14 protein-coding genes and 1 tRNA gene are annotated in these 18,413 nt (G+C 70.6%); 9 read left to right on the top strand and 6 right to left on the bottom strand.

Annotated elements, in window-relative coordinates; all coding sequences use genetic code 11:
- The first annotated feature begins 12 nt into the window (after positions 1-12).
- The 6 genes from ACFY0K_RS09130 to ACFY0K_RS09105 all read left to right on the top strand — a co-directional run bounded on the left by ACFY0K_RS09130 (position 13) and on the right by ACFY0K_RS09105 (position 6,743).
- A complete protein-coding gene (locus tag ACFY0K_RS09130) occupies positions 13-507 on the top strand; it encodes a hotdog fold thioesterase (RefSeq protein ID WP_351958338.1) in 495 nt (164 codons plus the stop codon).
- A 559-nt stretch (positions 508-1,066) separates the two neighbouring features.
- Complete coding sequence (locus tag ACFY0K_RS09125) at positions 1,067-2,275, top strand: branched-chain amino acid ABC transporter substrate-binding protein (protein WP_390639473.1); 1,209 nt, start codon at positions 1,067-1,069, stop codon at positions 2,273-2,275.
- Between the two features lie 108 nt (positions 2,276-2,383).
- Complete coding sequence (locus ACFY0K_RS09120) at positions 2,384-3,322, top strand: branched-chain amino acid ABC transporter permease (RefSeq protein WP_352355387.1); 939 nt, start codon at positions 2,384-2,386, stop codon at positions 3,320-3,322.
- Positions 3,323-3,327: 5 nt separating this feature from the next.
- Positions 3,328-5,106, top strand: a complete 1,779-nt coding sequence (locus tag ACFY0K_RS09115) for a branched-chain amino acid ABC transporter permease (RefSeq protein ID WP_390639472.1) — start codon at positions 3,328-3,330, stop codon at positions 5,104-5,106.
- 6 nt (positions 5,107-5,112) lie between these two features.
- The gene (locus ACFY0K_RS09110; protein WP_390639268.1) at positions 5,113-6,030 is read left to right on the top strand and encodes an ABC transporter ATP-binding protein; all 918 of its coding nucleotides are present in this window, start codon (positions 5,113-5,115) and stop codon (positions 6,028-6,030) included.
- A complete protein-coding gene (locus tag ACFY0K_RS09105) occupies positions 6,027-6,743 on the top strand; it encodes an ABC transporter ATP-binding protein (RefSeq protein ID WP_181804926.1) in 717 nt (238 codons plus the stop codon). Before ACFY0K_RS09110 ends, ACFY0K_RS09105 begins: the two co-directional genes overlap by 4 nt.
- Positions 6,744-6,882: 139 nt before the next feature.
- Here the strand turns inward: ACFY0K_RS09105 and ACFY0K_RS09100 are convergent, their stop codons facing one another.
- Positions 6,883-7,536, bottom strand: coding sequence for an ANTAR domain-containing response regulator (locus tag ACFY0K_RS09100; protein WP_382732698.1), 654 nt, complete (start codon positions 7,534-7,536; stop codon positions 6,883-6,885).
- 100 nt (positions 7,537-7,636) lie between these two features.
- Here ACFY0K_RS09100 and ACFY0K_RS09095 point away from each other — a divergent pair.
- A tRNA-Leu gene (locus tag ACFY0K_RS09095) sits at positions 7,637-7,711 on the top strand.
- Between the two features lie 77 nt (positions 7,712-7,788).
- On the opposite strand, the gene pyk is transcribed toward ACFY0K_RS09095, so the two are convergent.
- Positions 7,789-9,225: a pyruvate kinase gene (gene pyk, locus ACFY0K_RS09090; RefSeq protein WP_390639267.1), complete on the bottom strand. Its 1,437-nt coding sequence runs from the start codon at positions 9,223-9,225 to the stop codon at positions 7,789-7,791.
- 243 nt (positions 9,226-9,468) lie between these two features.
- Here pyk and ACFY0K_RS09085 point away from each other — a divergent pair, with 243 nt between their 5' ends.
- Entirely contained in the window at positions 9,469-11,265 is a 1,797-nt protein-coding gene (locus ACFY0K_RS09085) for a bifunctional metallophosphatase/5'-nucleotidase (RefSeq protein ID WP_390639266.1), read from the top strand.
- 41 nt (positions 11,266-11,306) lie between these two features.
- Here ACFY0K_RS09085 and ACFY0K_RS09080 read toward each other — a convergent pair whose 3' ends face one another.
- Entirely contained in the window at positions 11,307-12,722 is a 1,416-nt protein-coding gene (locus tag ACFY0K_RS09080; protein ID WP_390639265.1) for a lysine N(6)-hydroxylase/L-ornithine N(5)-oxygenase family protein, read from the bottom strand.
- Entirely contained in the window at positions 12,719-14,077 is a 1,359-nt protein-coding gene (locus tag ACFY0K_RS09075; RefSeq protein WP_390639264.1) for a pyridoxal phosphate-dependent decarboxylase family protein, read from the bottom strand. Before ACFY0K_RS09075 ends, ACFY0K_RS09080 begins: the two co-directional genes overlap by 4 nt.
- Before the next feature lie 241 nt (positions 14,078-14,318).
- Here ACFY0K_RS09075 and ACFY0K_RS09070 point away from each other — a divergent pair, with 241 nt between their 5' ends.
- Positions 14,319-14,867: a GNAT family N-acetyltransferase gene (locus tag ACFY0K_RS09070; RefSeq protein WP_390639263.1), complete on the top strand. Its 549-nt coding sequence runs from the start codon at positions 14,319-14,321 to the stop codon at positions 14,865-14,867.
- Positions 14,868-14,893: 26 nt separating this feature from the next.
- Here the strand turns inward: ACFY0K_RS09070 and ACFY0K_RS09065 are convergent, their stop codons facing one another.
- The gene (locus ACFY0K_RS09065) at positions 14,894-15,724 is read right to left on the bottom strand and encodes an NAD(P)H-binding protein (protein ID WP_390639262.1); all 831 of its coding nucleotides are present in this window, start codon (positions 15,722-15,724) and stop codon (positions 14,894-14,896) included.
- Positions 15,725-15,836: 112 nt separating this feature from the next.
- Positions 15,837-18,320: an aminopeptidase N gene (gene pepN / locus ACFY0K_RS09060; protein WP_390639261.1), complete on the bottom strand. Its 2,484-nt coding sequence runs from the start codon at positions 18,318-18,320 to the stop codon at positions 15,837-15,839.
- Positions 18,321-18,413 lie beyond the last annotated feature (93 nt).

Genomic DNA, 18,413 nt, shown 5'->3' with positions numbered 1-18,413 from the left:
CGGAGCCGGCCCATGGGCGAGCAGCAGCACGTGAAGTTCCCGCAGGAGGTCATCGACGAGTACGCCTCGCTCGGCGTCGACCTGCGGGCCCTGTTCTCGGCGGGCCACCTCGGCAACCGGATGGGCGTGCAGATCGTGGAGGCCTCGGCGGAACGGGTCGTCGGCACCATGCCGGTGGAGGGCAACACCCAGCCGTACGGGCTGCTGCACGGCGGCGCCAGTGCGGTGCTGGCGGAGACCCTGGGCTCGGTCGGTTCGATGCTGCACGGCGGCAGTTCGAAGATCGCGGTCGGTGTCGACCTGAACTGCACGCACCACCGCGGCGCCCGCTCCGGCCTCGTCACCGGCGTGGCCACGCCGGTGCACCGGGGGCGTTCGACGGCGACGTACGAGATCGTGATCAGCGACGAGGAGGGGCGGCGGGTGTGCAGCGCGCGGCTGACCTGCCTGCTGCGTGACGTGCGCCCGGGCGACGAGGTCCACCTCCAGCAGGGCGCCGGCGCCTGAGAGACGAGCCTGCGGGCGAAGGGCCTCGGCACAGCGTGCCGAGGCCGGCACCCGGTAAGAGAACCCCAGGGGACCGGCAGGCGGCACCGCCGCCCGCACGCAGAGAAATGCGAAAAAGTTCCGAAGGCTTGACTTTCTTTCCCCGACGTAACTCTACGTAATACGCGTGTAATCCACATTCGCTGTCCCACCCCAGTTCCCGGGGCGCGCCGCGTCTCCCGCCCGTCTCGAAAGTCGCCCACAGCAACGGTCAGGCGTAATGCCCAAAACCGTCGAGACGCCTGAACCGATCACGCCGGGTCCTGCAGGTTCTCAGAATGCGGACGGGGCGAATCGGGCTCAATTCCTGCTTTCCCCCCACGCTGTACCGCTCTGCATTACCTCGTGTCATAACAAGAGCGTCACAGCCTTGGTCAAGCACTCCTCCACGTTCCTCGCCCGCGCTTAGAGTCACGGCCAGTCACCGCTCCATGGGGAGTTCGGTACCGGCGCGGCATTCGTCGTTCCCTGCTCGGGGACGCGCTGCCCGCGGAAAGGATCGATTGTGCGACAGCGTTCTCTGGTGATTCTTACCTCCGTGCTGACCACCGGAGCCCTGACCCTCACCGCCTGCGGCTCCCGCGGCGACAACAGCAAGAGCGGCGACAGCGGCAACGTGACGGTCACGATCGGCGTCGACGCCCCGCTGACCGGCCAGAACTCCGCCACGGGTCTCGGCATCCAGTACGGCGCCCAGATCGCCGTCGACGACGCCAACAAGAACAAGACCGTCCCGGGCGTCACCTTCAAGATCAAGGCGCTGGACGACAAGGCGATTCCGGCCACCGGCCAGCAGAACGCCACCCAGCTCGTCTCGGACAAGACGGTGCTCGGCGTCGTCGGCCCGCTCAACTCCGGTGTGGCCACGCAGATGCAGCAGGTCTTCGCCACCGCCAACCTGGTGGAGATCTCGCCGTCCAACACCAACCCCGAGCTGACCATGGGCAAGAACTGGCAGACCAGCCCGTCCCGCCCGTTCAAGACGTACTTCCGCACCGCGACCACCGACGCCCTGCAGGGCGCCTACGCGGCGGACTACGCCTACAACGTCGCCAAGAAGAAGAAGGCCTTCGTCGTCGACGACAAGCAGACCTACGGCGCCGGCCTGTCGAAGATCTTCTCGGAGCAGTTCGCCAAGCAGGGCGGCAAGGTCATCGGCACCGACCACGTCAACACCGGCGACCGTGACTTCTCGACCCTGGTCACCAAGATCAAGAACTCGGGCGCCGACATCCTCTACTACGGCGGCCAGTACGACGAGTCCGAGGTGCTGACCAAGCAGCTCAAGGACGCGGGCGCCAACATCCCGCTGTTCGGCGGCGACGGCATGTTCACCCCGACCTACATCAAGACCGCCGGCAAGGCCGCCGAGGGCGACCTGGTGACGTCGATCGGTGTCCCGGTCGACACCCTGCCCGCCGCCAAGGACTTCGTGGCCACCTACAAGGCCAAGAAGTACCCCGGTGACTACGGCACCTACGGCTCGTACTCCTACGACGCCACCACCGCGATCATCAAGGCCGTCGGCTCCGTCGTGAAGGACGGCAAGATCCCGGACGACGCCCGCTCCCAGATCGTCAGCGCCGTGCAGAACACCTCCTTCGAGGGCATCTCCGGCAAGATCTCGTTCGACCAGTACGGCGACACCACGAACAAGCAGCTGACCGTCTACAAGGTCGTCAGCGGTGCGTGGAAGTCCGTCCAGAGCGGCGTTGCCACCCCGAAGTAACCAGCCGGAACAGATCGCACCACCAGGGCCGCGCGGCGCAGACCACCGTCACCGCGCGGCCCGCCTTCTACGCCCCCCTGACTCTCCCCACCACATGGAGGCCATGCGGTGAACACCCTGCCGCAGCAGCTGGCCAACGGGCTGTTCCTCGGCTCGATGTACGGTCTGATCGCCATCGGCTACACGATGGTGTACGGCATCGTCCAGCTCATCAACTTCGCCCACGGCGAGATCTTCATGACCGGAGGCTTCGGCGCCCTCACGGTCTACCTTCTCCTGCCGGACGGCATATCCATGTGGGTAGCCCTGCCGGCGATGCTCATCGGCGGCGCCCTGGCCTCCGTCCTCATCGCCGTCGGCGCCGAGCGCTTCGCCTACCGGCCACTGCGCGGCGCGCCACGCCTCGCCCCGCTGATCACCGCGATCGGCCTGTCGCTCGCACTGCAGCAGGCGGTCTTCAACTGGTACCACGTCGACGGCGACGCCAAGACCGCCCGGGTCTTCCCCCAACTGCCGTTCGGTCCCTTGCACATCGGCTCCGTGACCGTGCAGAGCGGTGACATCTTCCTGATCATCGCCGCCCCGCTGTGCATGGCGATCCTCGCCCTGTTCGTCCGGCTCTCCCGCACCGGCCGCGCCATGCAGGCCACCGCCCAGGACCCGGACACCGCCCAGCTGATGGGCATCGACACCAACCGCATCATCGTCATCGCCTTCGCGATCGGCGGCTTCTTCGCGGCCGTCGCCGGTGTGTCGTACGGCCTCAAGTACGGCTCCGTCTCCTACGACATGGGCTTCATCGCCGGTCTGAAGGCGTTCACCGCGGCCGTCCTCGGCGGCATCGGCAACATCTACGGCGCCATGCTCGGCGGCCTCGTCCTCGGTATCGCCGAGGCCATGGCCACCGCCTACATCGCCAACATTCCCGGCATGCAGCAACTCGGCGGTGGCGGCTGGGCCTCGGTGTGGGCCTTCGTCCTGCTGATCCTCGTACTCCTCTTCAGACCACAGGGTCTGCTCGGCGAACGCGTCGCGGACAGGGCGTGAGCAGCATGACCGACACCACCAACTCCCCGGCCACGGCCGGTCGCGGGCCCGTCGCGCTGCCGCTGTCCGCCGCCCGGCTGTTCATCGCCGCCGGTGCCGTGGGCACCATCGCCAGCACCTTCATGAGCTGGACCTGGACCTCCGAGTTCCCCGGCGACCTGACCGTCTACGGCTACCCGGCCGGCCTGCAGATCCTGGCCCTCGTGGGCGGCGCCCTCACCCTGCTGTTCGGGCTCACCCTGTGGGACGTCAAGTGGCTGCGCTGGCTGAACCCGGCGGGCGCCACCTCCCCGGTCTTCCTGACGGCCCTGTCGGCGTTCGCCGTCTGCTGGTTCACCGGCATCGCCATCGCCGTCGACCTCGGCGGCCTGGTCAACCTCGACCCCGGCGCCTACGTGGCGATGGCGGCCTCCGCGCTGCCCGTCGTCGGCGCCCTCGCGCTGCCCCACCCGGCTCCGGGCACCGGCGTCCGCGGCTACCTGACCAAGCCTCAGCTGCCCGCCCCCGGCAAGACGTCACCGCTCACCGAGCGCGTCGTCATCACGGTCGGCGTCGCGCTCGCCCTGGTGGTCTTCACCTACGGCATCGGCATCGACAACGACGCCAGCGAGACCTTCATCGGCTACCTGCTGCTGCTCGTGTTCGCCGCCTGGGCCCTCATGCACACCGGCCTCGTCGACCGCTTCGCGACCACCGCGGCGCACCACAAGGGGTTCGCCTCGGCACTCGCCTTCGTCGCGGCGGTGATCTTCCCCTTCACGCAGAGCGACGACCACAACGCCAACGTCGGCGTGAACATCCTCATCTTCGCCACCGTCGCCCTCGGCCTGAACATCGTCGTCGGCCTCACCGGTCTGCTCGACCTCGGTTACGTCGCGTTCCTCGGTGTCGGTGCGTACGCGGCCGCCCTGGTCTCCGGCTCGGAGTACTCCCGGTTCTCCGGAGTGCACTTCCCGTTCTGGGCCGCCGCCCTCACCGGCATGGCCGCCTCACTGGTCTTCGGTGTGCTGATCGGCGCTCCGACCCTGCGACTGCGCGGCGACTACCTGGCCATCGTCACCCTCGGCTTCGGTGAGATCTTCCGCATCACCGTCAACAACCTCGACGGCGACTCCGGCCCGAACATCACCCGCGGCCCCAACGGCATCACCCAGATCCCGGACCTGAGCATCTTCGGGTTCAACCTGGGCGAGTCGCACAACATCCTCGGGCAGAACCTGGGCCGGTTCGCCAACTACCTGTTCCTGATGCTCATCGTCACGGCGATCGTCGTGCTCGTCTTCACCCGCGCCGCCGACTCCCGTATCGGCCGCTCCTGGATCGCGATCCGCGAGGACGAGACCGCCGCCACCGCCATGGGCATCAACGGCTTCCGCGTCAAGCTGATCGCCTTCGCCCTCGGCGCCTCCCTCGCGGGCCTCGCCGGCACCGTGATGGCGCACGTCAACTACAGCGTGAACCCGCAGCCGTACCAGTTCGCCGGCGCCGCCCCGCCCAACTCGGCCTTCCTGCTGGCCGCCGTCGTCCTCGGCGGCATGGGCACCGTCAGCGGCCCGCTGCTCGGCGCGAGCGTGCTCTACCTGGTCCCGGAGAAGCTCCAGTTCCTGCAGAACTACGAGCTGTTCGCCTTCGGCGTCGCGCTGATCCTGCTGATGCGGTTCCGGCCGGAGGGCATCATCGCCAACCGCCGCCGCCAGCTGGAGTTCCACGAGACCGGCCAGCTCGACGTACCCGCGCAGGCGACGCTGAGCGACGATCCGGCCGTCACCAAGGCAGGGGCGTAAGCAGCCATGACGACACCTGTACTCGAAGCCCGTGACGTCACGATGCGCTTCGGTGGTCTGACCGCCGTCCGGTCCGTGGACTTCACGGTCAACAGCGGCGAGATCGTGGGCCTGATCGGCCCGAACGGCGCCGGCAAGACCACCTTCTTCAACTGCCTCACCGGCCTGTACGTGCCCACCGAGGGCACGGTCTCCTACCAGGGCAAGGTGCTGCCGCCCAAGCCGCACCTGGTGACGCAGGCGGGCATCGCCCGGACGTTCCAGAACATCCGGCTCTTCGCCAACATGACCGTCCTGGAGAACGTCCTCGTGGGCCGCCACACGCGGACCAAGGAGGGTCTGTGGTCGGCGCTGCTGCGCGGCCCCGGCTTCCGCAAGGCCGAGAAGGAGTCCGAGGCGAAGGCCATGGAGCTCCTGGAGTTCATCGGCCTGGCCGCCAAGCGCGACCACCTCGCGCGCAACCTGCCCTACGGCGAGCAGCGCAAGCTGGAGATCGCGCGGGCGCTGGCCAGCGAGCCCGGCCTGCTGCTGCTCGACGAGCCGACGGCCGGCATGAACCCGCAGGAGACCCGGGCCACCGAGGAACTGGTCTTCGCCATCCGGGACAAGGGCATCGCCGTCCTCGTCATCGAGCACGACATGCGCTTCATCTTCAACCTGTGCGACCGGGTCGCCGTCCTCGTACAGGGCGAGAAGCTCGTCGAGGGCACCTCCGACGTCGTCCAGGCGGACGACCGGGTCATCGCCGCCTATCTGGGCGAGCCCTTCGAGGGCGACCCCGGGACGGCCGAGGCGGCCGAGGTCGAGGCCGCGGAGGCCGCCGCCGAGGACCGGACCACCGACGCGGCCCCGCCCGCCGACGCGGAGGCCGCCGACGCGGAGAGCACCGAGGCGGACAGCACCACCAAGGGAGAGGCCCAGTGACCGCACTGCTGGAGGTCGAGGACCTCAGGGTCGCCTACGGGAAGATCGAGGCCGTCAAGGGCATCTCGTTCAGCGTCGAGGCCGGTCAGGTCGTGACCCTCATCGGCACCAACGGCGCCGGCAAGACGACGACCCTGCGGACCCTGTCGGGGCTGCTCAAGCCGGCCTCGGGCAAGGTCGTGTTCGACGGCAAGCCGCTCAGCGGGGTGCCGGCGCACAAGATCGTCGCGCTCGGGCTCGCCCACTCCCCCGAGGGCCGGCACATCTTCCCCCGCCTGACCATCGCGGAGAACCTCCAGCTCGGTGCGTTCCTCCGGAAGGACAAGGCGGGCATCGAGAAGGACATCCAGCGGGCCTACGACCTCTTCCCGATCCTGGGCGAGCGGCGCAAGCAGGCCGCGGGCACCCTCTCGGGCGGCGAGCAGCAGATGCTGGCGATGGGGCGGGCGCTGATGTCCCAGCCGAAGCTGCTGATGCTGGACGAGCCGTCGATGGGACTGTCGCCGATCATGATGCAGAAGATCATGGCGACGATCCTGGAGCTGAAGTCGCAGGGGACGACGATCCTGCTGGTCGAGCAGAACGCGCAGGCGGCGTTGTCGCTGGCCGACCAGGGGCATGTGATGGAGGTCGGGAACATCGTGCTGTCCGGCAGCGGGCAGGATCTGCTCCATGACGAGTCCGTCAGGAAGGCCTACTTGGGCGAGGACTAGGCAGTAGGTCGGCTGCGGGTGCGTGGGGGCTGGTCGCGCAGTTCCCCGCGCCCCTTACGGGGCGCTTCCCCTGCCGGCATCGCCGAGGCCCGTGCTCCCTTCTCCGGAGCACGGGCCTCGGCGTTCGTACGTGTGCGGGTCAGCCCTTGCTGGACTTCTTCTCCTCGCTGTCCGCGATGACCGCCTCGGCGACCTGCTGCATCGACATGCGGCGGTCCATCGACGTCTTCTGGATCCAGCGGAACGCGGCCGGCTCCGTCAGGCCGTACTCGGTCTGCAGGACCGACTTGGCGCGGTCGACGAGCTTGCGGGTCTCCAGGCGCTGGGTGAGGTCGGCGACCTCCTGCTCCAGCTGGCGCAGCTCGTTGAAGCGGGAGACGGCCATCTCGATCGCCGGGACGACGTCGCTCTTGCTGAACGGCTTGACCAGGTACGCCATCGCGCCGGCGTCGCGGGCACGCTCGACGAGGTCGCGCTGCGAGAAGGCGGTGAGCATCAGGACCGGGGCGATGGACTCCTCGGCGATCTTCTCGGCCGCCGAGATGCCGTCCAGCTTGGGCATCTTGACGTCGAGGATGACGAGGTCGGGGCGGTGCTCGCGGGCCAGCTCGACGGCCTGCTCGCCGTCACCGGCCTCGCCGACGACCGTGTACCCCTCCTCCTCCAGCATCTCTTTCAGGTCGAGCCGGATCAGGGCCTCGTCCTCGGCGATGACGACACGGGTCGTCAGCGGAGGCACGTGCGACTTGTCGTCGGGTGCGTCGACTGGCTGGGGCGACTCGGCGGCGGTCACGGGGGCTCCTCGTTCAGGGCAGGGGTACTGCTGACAAGAGCCTACCTAGCTACGGTATGGTGGACGCGCGGAGGGTCGGGGTTCACCTTTGATTCTTCGAGCCCCGGTAGCCCAATTGGCAGCAGGCAACGGATTCAAAACCCGTACAGTGTCGGTTCGAGTCCGACCCGGGGCACTTTTGCTTGGATTCCAAGGTCGCGTAATTGCGTTGCCGAAGGGCCCCTCCGGTCGGCCGGAGGGGCCCTTCGCACGTCACTTGGGGCTGTCGTCCTCGCCGATGTGGTGCACCCGGACCATGTTGGTGGAGCCGGAGACGCCGGGCGGGGAACCCGCCGTGATGACCACGACGTCGCCCTTCTGGCAGCGCCCGTACTTCAGCAGCAGTTCGTCGACCTGGTCGACCATCTTGTCCGTCGAGTCGACGTGCGGGCCGAGGAAGGTCTCGACGCCCCAGGTGAGGTTGAGCTGGGAGCGGGTGGCCGGTTCCGGGGTGAAGGCGAGCAGCGGGATCGGCGAGCGGTAGCGGGAGAGCCGGCGGACGGTGTCTCCCGACTGGGTGAACGCGACCAGGAACTTCGCGCCCAGGAAGTCGCCCATCTCGGCGGCGGCCCGGGCGACCGCGCCGCCCTGGGTGCGGGGCTTGTTGCTCTCGGTCAGCGGCGGCAGGCCCTTGGCGAGGATGTCCTCCTCGGCCGCCTCGACGATCTTCGCCATGGTGCGGACGGTCTCGATCGGGTACTTGCCGACGCTGGTCTCGCCGGAGAGCATCACCGCGTCGGTGCCGTCGATGACCGCGTTGGCGACGTCGGAGGCCTCGGCGCGGGTCGGGCGCGAGTTCTCGATCATCGAGTCGAGCATCTGGGTGGCGACGATGACCGGCTTGGCGTTGCGCTTGGCCAGCTTGACGGCGCGCTTCTGGACGATCGGCACCTGCTCCAGCGGCATCTCCACGCCGAGGTCGCCGCGGGCGACCATGATGCCGTCGAAGGCGGCCACGATGGAGTCGATGTTCTCGACGGCCTGCGGCTTCTCGACCTTGGCGATCACGGGAAGGCGGCGGCCCTCCTCGTCCATGATGCGGTGGACGTCCTCGATGTCCCGGCCGCTGCGGACGAAGGACAGGGCGATCACGTCGAAGCCGGTGCGCAGCGCCCACCGCAGGTCGGCCTCGTCCTTGTCGGACAGGGCGGGGACGGAGACGGCGACGCCGGGGAGGTTGAGGCCCTTGTGGTCGGAGACCATGCCGCCCTCGACCACCGTGGTGTGCACGCGGGGGCCGTCGACGCGGGTGACCTCCAGGCAGACCTTGCCGTCGTCGACGAGGACGCGCTCGCCGGGGGTGACGTCACCCGCCAGACCCGTGTACGTCGTCCCGCACTGGTTCCGGTCGCCCTCGGCGCCCTCCTCCACCGTGATGACGAAGGTGTCACCGCGTTCGAGGAGTACCGGGCCTTCGGTGAAGCGGCCGAGCCGGATCTTCGGGCCTTGAAGGTCGGCGAGCATCCCGACGCTGCGACCGGTCTCGTCGGAGGCCTTGCGGACACGCTGGTAGCGCTCCTCGTGCTCGGCGTAGCTGCCGTGGCTGAGGTTGAATCGGGCGACGTCCATGCCGGCCTCGACCAGGGCCTTGATCTGGTCGTACGAGTCGGTGGCGGGCCCCAGAGTACAAACGATCTTTGCTCGGCGCATGCTTCGAGCCTAGGCCTTACCGGCCGGTAGAGAATTGGTCGTACATGACGACCCAACAACCTTTGCGTGAAGGCCTATTGACAAGTGTTGAATGTGCGGCTCACCGCTCCTATGAGCATCTCGCACTTGTTGAATACGGCGCGCTCAGGTCACCGGATCGAAACCTCCCGGGCCTGTTGCCGACGGTCATGCGCAGGACAGAATCTACGCGCGTCGTTGACCGAATCACGAGGAGATCAAGAGATGCCCTTGAACCGTCGGAAGTTCCTGGAGAAGTCCGCCGCGACCGGAGCGGGCGTGGCGACCGCCGGCGCGGCGGCGGCCCCGGCGCAGGCGTCGGTACGGCCGGCCCGGCGCCCGAAGCGGTACTCGCTCACCGTCATGGGCACCACCGACCTGCACGGGCACGTCTTCAACTGGGACTACTTCAAGGACGCGGAGTACTCCGACAAGGCCGGAAACGCGATGGGCCTGGCGCGCATCTCGACCCTGGTCGAGCAGGTGCGCAAGGCGAAGGGCCGTCGCAACACCCTGCTCCTGGACGCCGGTGACACCATTCAGGGCACCCCGCTCACGTACTACTACGCCAAGGTCGACCCGATCACCGCCGAGGGCGGACCGGTGCATCCGATGGCGCAGGCCATGAACGCGATCGGGTACGACGCGGCGGCGCTCGGCAACCACGAGTTCAACTACGGCATCGAGACGCTCCGCAGGTTCGAGGACCAGCTGCACTTCCCGCTGCTCGGCGCCAACGCGGTCGACGCGACGACCCTGAGGCCCGCCTTCCCGCCGTACCTCATCAAGAAGTTCCACGTCCCCGGCGCCCCGCCGGTCAAGGTCGCCGTCCTCGGTCTGACCAACCCGGGCATCGCGATCTGGGACAAGGCCTACGTCCAGGGCAGGCTCGCCTTCCCCGGCCTGGAGGAGCAGGCCGCGAAGTGGGTGCCGAAGCTGAAGGCGATGGGCGCGGACGTGGTCGTGGTCTCGGCGCACTCCGGCTCCTCGGGCACCTCCTCCTACGGCGACCAGGTGCCGTACGTGGAGAACGCGGCGGCGAACGTGGCCAGGCAGGTGCCGGGCATCGACGCCGTCCTGGTCGGCCACGCGCACGTGGAGATCCCGGAGCTGAAGGTCGTCAACGAGGCCACGGGCAGGACCGTCGTCCTCTCCGAGCCGCTGTGCTACGCCGAGCGCCTCTCCCTCTTCGACATCGAGCTGGTGTTCACCGGGGGCGGGTGGGAGGTGGAGTCCGTCGCGGCCTCGCTGCTGAACTCCGGCACGGTCGCCGACGACCCGAGGATCACCCGACTCCTGAAGGACGAGCACGCCAAGGTCGTGGCGTACGTGAACCAGGTCGTAGGCACCGCGACGGAGACCCTGACGACGGCCGAGGCCCGGTACCGGGACGCCCCGATCATCGACCTGATCACCAAGGTCCAGGAGGACGTGGTCAAGGCGGCCCTGGCGAACACGGAGTACGCGTCGCTGCCGGTGCTCGCGCAGGCCTCGCCGTTCTCGCGGACCTCCGAGATCCCGGCCGGCGACGTGACCGTCCGGGACCTGTCGAGCCTGTACGTGTACGACAACACGCTGGTCGCCAAGCTGATGACGGGCGCTCAGATCCGCGCGTACCTGGAGTACTCGGCGGAGTACTTCGTGCGGACGGCGGCGGACGTCACCGTGGACACGGACCAGCTGACGAACGCGAACGGCCGCCCGGACTACAACTACGACTACGTCTCGGGCCTGCGGTACGAGATCGACATCGCGCAGGCGGCCGGGTCCCGGATCAGGAACCTGACCTATGAGGGCGCCGCCCTCGACGACACCCGGCAGTTCGTGCTCGCGGTGAACAACTACCGCGCCAACGGCGGCGGCGCGTTCCCGTACGTCGCCTCCGCCAAGGAGCTGTGGTCGGAGTCGACGGAGATCCGCACCCGGATCGCCGAGTGGGTTACCGCCAGGGGCGTCCTGGAGCCGAAGGACTTCGCGTCGGCGGACTGGAGGCTGACCCGCGACGGCACGCCGGTGTTCTGAGGGAGCCGGGAGGGCGCCGGTCCGGGACCGGCGCCCCGCGCTCAGTCGACCAGCGGGGTGAGCTGCCTCGGCTGCTGCTGTGCCGGGACCCGCTCCTCCGGCCGCTCCAGGCCGAAGCTGGTGAAGGCCGTGCGCGCGGGCAGCGCGTAGGGGTCCTTGCCGGTCAGGGTGTTGAGGATGGTGGCGCTGCGCCAGGCGGCCAGGCCCAGGTCCGGGGCGCCGACGCCGTGGGTGTGGAACTCGGCGTTCTGGACGTACGCCGATCCGGTCACCGACGGGTCGAGGACGAGCCGGAACCGCTCGTCCACGCGCGGGCGTTCGCCGTTGTCCCGGCGCAGGTAGGGGTCGAGTCCGGCGAGCAGGCGGCCGAGGGGGCGTTCGCGGTAGCCGGTGGCCAGGACGACGGCGTCGGTGGTGAGCCGGGAGCGGCTGCCCTGCTGGACGTGTTCGAGGTGGAGCTCGACCTTGGTGGTGGCGACGCGTCCGGCGGTGCGGACCTGGACGCCGGGCGTCAGCACGGCCTCCGGCCAGCCGCCGTGCAGTGTGCGGCGGTACAGCTCGTCGTGGATGGCGGCGATGGTGTCGGCGTCGATGCCCTTGTGCAGCTGCCACTGGGCGGAGACGACCCGGTCCCGGACGGATTCCGTGAGGGCGTGGAAGTAGCGGGTGTAGTCGGGGGTGAAGTGCTCCAGGCCGAGCTTGGAGTACTCCATCGGCGCGAACGCCTCGCTGCGACCGATCCAGTGCAGCTTCTCGCGGCCGGCGGGCCGGTTGCGCAGCAGGTCGAGGAAGACCTCGGCGCCGGACTGCCCGGAGCCCACGACGGTGACGTGCTCGGCGGCGAGGAAGGCCTCGCGGTGGTCGAGGTAGTCGGCCGCGTGGATGACCGGGACTCCCGGGGACTCCACGAGAGGCCGGAGCGGATCGGGCACGTACGGGACGGTCCCGACCCCGAGCACCACGTTCCTCGTGTACGTGCGGCCGAGCGACTCGGCCTCGCCCTCGGCGTCGAGCCGGGTGAAGTCGACCTCGAACAGGTCGCGTTCGGAGTTCCAGCGGACGGAGTCGACCTGGTGGGAGAAGCACAGTCCGGGCAGGCTCTCGGCGACCCAGCGGCAGTAGGCGTCGTACTCGGCGCGCCGGATGTGGAAGCGCTCGGCGAAGTAGAAGGGGAAGAGCCGGTCGCGGGCCTTGAGGTAGTTGAGGAACGACCAGGGGTTCGCGGGGTCGGCGAGGGTCACCAGGTCGGCGAGGAAGGGGACCTGGATGGTGGCGCCGTCGATCAGCAGCCCGGCGTGCCAGTCGAAGCCCGGGCGCTGCTCGTAGAAGACGGCGTCGAGTTCGGTGAGCGGCTGGGCGAGCGCGGCGAGGGAGAGGTTGAACGGCCCGATGCCGACGCCGACCAGGTCGCGGGGTGCCTCGGGCTCGTGGCGTGGGGGGTTGGGCGTCGAACTCATCGGGGCGTGGTTCCTTCCACGAGTTTCAGGAGGAGGGCCAGTTCGTCCGGCCGGGTGTGGGGGTTGAGGAGGGTGGCCTTGAGCCAGAGCCGGTCGTCGAGCCGGGCCCGGCCGAGTACCGCCCGGCCGTCGTGCAGCAGCCTGCGCCGTACGCCGGCGACGTCGTCGTCGGTGGCTCCGGTGGGGCGGAACAGCACCGTGCTGATGTTCGGCTGGTCGTACAGTTCGAAGGCGGGGTGCTCGCGGACCAGGGCGGCGAACTCCCGTGCGCGGGCGCACACCTGGTCGACCAGCGCGCCGAGTCCGGTGCGGCCCAGGGTCTTGAGGGTGACCGCGATCTTGAGGACGTCGGGGCGCCGGGTGGTGCGCAGGGAGCGGCCGAGCAGGTCGGGGTAGCCGGCCTCGGTGTCGTCGTCGGCGTTGAGGTAGTCGGCGTGGTGGTGCAGGACGCCGAGCTCGCCCGGCCGGGCGACGGCGAGCAGGCCGGCGGCGACCGGCTGCCAGCCGAGCTTGTGCAGGTCGAGGGTGACGCTGTGGGCGCGCTCCAGGCCGGCGAGCTTGTCCCGGTGCCGGTCGCTGAAGGCGAGGCCGCCCCCGTAGGCGGCGTCGACGTGCAGCCGGGCGCCGTGGGCGGCGCAGAGCCCGGCGATCTCCGGGAGCGGGTCGATGAGCCCGGCGTCGGTGGTGCCCGCGGTGGCGGCGACCAGCAGCGGCCGGGGCAGGTGGGTGAGGGCGGCGTGCAGGGCGGCCGGGTCGAGGGTGCCGTTCGGGGCGGGGACCACGACGGGGTCGGGCAGGCCGAGCAGCCAGGCGGCGCGAGGCAGCGAGTGGTGGGCGTTGGCCCCGTGGACCAGCCGCAGGCCGCTCCCCAGGGCTTCGCGGGCCAGCAGCAGCGCGAGCTGGTTGGACTCGGTGCCGCCGGTGGTGACCACCGCGTCGGGGAGGCCGATGGTGTGCGCGAGGGTGCGGGTGACGAGGGCTTCCAGGGCGGCGGCGGCCGGGGCCTGGTCCCAGGAGTCCAGGGACGGGTTGAGGGCGCTCGCGGCGAGGTCGGCGGCGGTGGCGACGGCCAGCGGCGGGCAGTGCAGATGCGCCGCGCACAGCGGGTCGGCGGGGTCGGCGGCGCCTTCGGCGACGGCGGTCACCAGGGTGCGCAGGGCGTCGGGGTCGCCGTCGTCCGGGAGGACGTCCCCCACCGCGTCCGCGACCCGCTCGGCCACCGCCTCGGGTCCGCCCGCGGGCAGCGGGCCGCCGCGCGCCCGGCCGCCCGCGCGCAGCGCGTCGAGCACGGTGTCCAGCAGAGGCCGCAGGGCGTCGGGGCCCAGGGGTCCGGATGCGAGAGGCGGCGTGCTCATGGGATCTCCTCGGGGCGCGGCCGAAAGGGGGTGTCCAAAGGGGTTGTCCGCGGGGGGAGTTCCAGCTTGTACGGGATTGGGTCTGCGCGCCCCCAAAGCTCAACGATCGAAACCCGAAAGTGGGTACTGCCGTGCGGGGAAAACCTGTCGGGGCGGTCCAAGAGCGGTGCGCCCGGGGCGCGTCGGAGCAAGCGGTGAAAGGGCGTTGAGACCACGGCTGACCGGGGTTAACGTCGGTCGCGTGGTTGACGCGTGGATGATCGACGTGCCCGGTGAACGGGTGCTGGTGCGGGAGCCGCGGCCCGCGGACGAGGCACCGCTGCTGGACCTCTTCGAGGCCTGCGAGGACTGGTTCGTCGCGACGACCGGGCTGCCGTCGGGGCCGGGTGACGTGCAGAGCCTGTTCTACGGGCTGCCCGAGGGCGCCGACCCCGCCGACAAGGTGCTGCTGGTGCTGGAGCGGGACGGGGTCGTCTCGGGCCTGGTGGACGCGGTACGGGACCATCCGGCGCCCGGCGCGGTGGCGGTGGGGCTGTTCCTGGTGGCGCCCTGGGCGCGGGGCCGGGGGCTGGGCCGGGCGCTGGCCGAGTCGCTGCTCGCGCATGCCGACGGGGTGTCCCTGGTGACGGCGTCGGTGCCGCCGGGCTGGCGCTCCGGGGAGTGCTTCCTGGAGCGCCTGGGCTTCACGCTGGGCGCGGAGACGTCCCGGACGGCCGAGGTGGGCAACCGGCGGGCGGGGCCGCGGGAGGGCGCGGTGCGCCGGGCGGAGTTGCGGCTGCCCGCGGGCTGACCGGGCCGGTCAGGGAGCGAAGGACGTCACGGGCGGAAGTCGGCCGCGTGGTCGGCGGCCCACTGCCCGAAGGTCCGTGCCGGGCTGCCGGTGATCTCCTCGACCGTGCCGGTGATCTCCGGTGGCACGCCCACGGTGGCCCCGAAGGTCTTCAGCAGGCCCTGGAGCATCGCCGGCGGGGTTCCCGGGAACAGCGGGGCGGCCTCCTCCGGCGGCACCTCGACGAAGGTCAGCTCGCGGCCGACGGCCCGCCCGATCGCGGCGATCTGGTCGCTGTTGGTGGTGGCGGCGGGGCCGGTGAGGCGGTGGACGGTGCCCTCGTGGCCGTCGTCGAGGAGGGCGCGTTCGGCGACCGCGGCGATGTCGTCCTCGTGGATGGGCGCGGTGAGCATGCCGGCGAAGACGCCGTGCACGGCGTTCCCGGCGCGGATCTGGGGCGCCCACTGCAGGGCGTTGGTGGCGAACGCGTTGGGGCGCAGGAACGTCCAGGGGAGCCCGCTGTCGCGGATCCGGCGTTCGGCGGTGGCGTGCATGACGTGGATGGGGTGGGTCTCGTCGGCGCCCTCCTTGATGATCCCGGAGGAGAGCAGGACGACCTGGCGCACCCCGGCCGCGCGGGCCGCGTCCAGGAGTTCGGGCAGCCGCCCGCCGGCCCCCTGGACGTACAGGAAGAGCTTGGTCGCCCCCGCGAGCAACGCGGCCGGGTCGTCCGGCCGGAACCGCACCACCTCGGCCTTGTCGGGCAGGCCGGCCGTCTCCGGGGCGCGGGTGAGCGCCCGTACGGGCTGTCCGCCGGCGACGAGACGTGCGACGAGGGCGCGGCCGACGTTGCCGGTGGCACCGGTGACTACGATCACGGGTTTCTCCCAGGGGCTCTGGTGCTTCTCCGGCACCGAGCCTAGGAGCGGCGGCCGGTCCCCGCATCGTGATATCGGACCGGCCGCGCCCGGGCGTCGTACCTTCGCCGCCCTACGCCTCGCGGATCCGCAACGCCCTTTCCAGGTCGTCCAGTTCGTCGACCAGGCGGCGGCGCAGGGCCGTCACCGGCTCGCCGTCGGCCAGGCAGGCCCGGCCGAGGGCGAGGTTCTCGGCGTCCACGGCGTGCGCGGGGAAGGCCTGCCGGCCGGTGACGGTGGCGATGCGGGGACCGCGCCGGGCGGCGACGGCGACCGCGTCCCGGTAGTAGCGCGGGACGTACTCGCGGACCAGGTCGGCCTGCTCGGGGTGCCAGAAGCCTTCGGCGGTGGCCGTGAACAGGTAGTTGGACAGCTCGTCGCCGGTGAACATCGCCTCCCAGGCGGTGCGCTTGGCCTCGGGGTCGGGCAGCGCGGCCCGGCAGCGCGCGGCGCCCTCCTGGCCGCTGGCGCTGGGGTCGCGGGCCAGTTCGGCGGCGATCCGGGCCTCGTCGACGGCGCCGAGGACGGCGAGCCGGGTCATGACGCGCCAGCGCAGCTCGGGGTCGAGCTCGGGGCCGCCGGGCACGGTGCCCTCGGCGAGCCAGGCGGCGATGGTGTCGGGGTGGGCGGCGGCGTCGATGAAGTGCCGTACGGCGACCAGGCGCAGCCCGGGGTTGTCGCCGTCCTCGGTGCGCCGGATGAAGTCGCGGCACAGGGCGGCGACGGTGGCGAGGGCGGCCGGGCGGTCCTCGGGCCTGAGGTACCGGTCGACCACGTGGACCGCGGTGAAGGCCAGCACCCCCTGGACCAGGGCGAGGTCGGTCTCGCGCGGGAGGTGAGCGCGGGCGGTCTCCAGGTAGGCGGCGGGCGGCAGCTCGCCGTCGCGAACCGCGTCCCGCAGGGCGTTCCAGACCACCGCGCGGGTCAGCGGGTCGGGCAGGCCCGACAGGTGGGCGCGGGCGGTGGCGGCGGACTCGGCGTCGAAGCGGACCTTCGCGTAGGTGAGGTCGCCGTCGTTGAGCACGAGCAGGGCGGGGCGCTTGCCGAGGACCTGGGGCGCGGTCTGCGGGACGTCGAGGTCGATGCGTTCGCGCAGGATGAGCCGGCCCTCGTCGGTGAGGTCCTGGTCGTAGACGCCGACGCAGATGCGGTGCGGGCGGCTTCCGGTGCGCTCGACGGTGAGGGTGCGGGTGCCGTCGGCCGCGGCGGCCAGGACCGGGGTGAGGGTGTCGACGCCGGTGGTGCGCAGCCAGGTGTCGGCCCAGGCGTGCACGTCGCGTTCGGTGGCGGCGGCGAGGGAGTCGACGAAGTCGGCGAGGGTGGCGTTGCCGAACCGGTGCCGCTGGAAGTGGATGTTGATGCCGGCCAGGAAGTCCTTCTCGCCCATCCAGGCGACCAGCTGGCGCAGCGCGGAGGCGCCCTTGGCGTAGGAGATGCCGTCGAAGTTGAGCAGGGCGGCGGCCGTGTCGTCGACGGCCTCGGGGGCGACCGGATGGGTGGAGGAGCGCTGGTCGGCGTCGTAGCCCCAGGCCTTGCGGGCCACGCCGAAGTCGACCCAGGTGTCCGTGTAGCGGGTGGCCTCGGTGAGGGTCTGGTAGCCCATGTACTCGGCGAAGGACTCGTTCAGCCAGATGTCGTCCCACCACCTGAGGGTGACGAGGTCGCCGAACCACATGTGGGCCATCTCGTGGGCGATGACCATCGCGCGGGTCTGCCGCTCGGTGTCGGTGACGGCGGAGCGGTAGACGAACTCGTCGCGGAAGGTGACCAGGCCCGGGTTCTCCATGGCACCGGCGTTGAACTCGGGGACGAACGCCTGGTCGTAGGAGTCGAAGGGGTAGGGCTCCTCGAACTTCTCGTGGTAGCGGTCGTAGCACGCGCGCGTGATGTCGAGGATCTCCTCGGCGTCGGCGTCCAGGTGCGGGGCCAGGGAGCGGCGGCAGTGGATGCCGAAGGGCAGTCCGCGGTGCTCGGTGCGCACCGAGTGCCAGGGGCCGGCGGCGACGGCGACCAGGTAGGTGGAGATCAGCGGGGTGGCGGCGGCCTGCCAGCGGCCCTCGCCGAGGTGTTCGGTGACGCCGTTGGCGAGCACCGTCCAGCCCTCGGGGGCGGTCACGGACAGCTCGAAGACGGCCTTCAGGTCGGGCTGGTCGAAGGCGGCGAAGACGCGCTGCACGTCGTCCATGAACAGCTGGGTGTAGACGTACGTCGCGTCGTCCGCGGGGTCCGTGAAGCGGTGCATGCCCTCGCCGGTGTGCGAGTAGCGCATGGTGGCCTCGACGCGCAGTTCGTGCTCCCCCGCGGCGAGGTCCTTCAGCGGCAGCCGGTCCTGGTCGAGCGTCCCGGGGTCGAGGGGCTGTCCGTCGAGGGTGACGGCGCGCAGGGCGGCGGGCTTCATCTCGACGAAGGTGTCGCCGTCGGACCGGGCCGTGAACCGGATCACGGTGCGGGAGTCGAAGGTCTCGTCCCCGGTGGTCAGATCGAGGTCGATCGTGTAGCGGTGGACGTCGAGGAGCTCGGCGCGGCTCTGCGCTTCGTCGCGAGTCAGTACGGACATGCAGGCCATGCTGCCCGATGACACCGACAACGCACAGGGGCTGGAGCGGTACGCGGCATATGTCCGGCCCGGGGGGCGGGGTGGCACGAGATG

This window comes from Streptomyces sp. NPDC001507 (assembly GCF_042894765.1).
In the GTDB taxonomy this organism is placed as follows: domain Bacteria; phylum Actinomycetota; class Actinomycetes; order Streptomycetales; family Streptomycetaceae; genus Streptomyces.
This window is presented reverse-complemented; position numbering and strand designations above follow the sequence as displayed.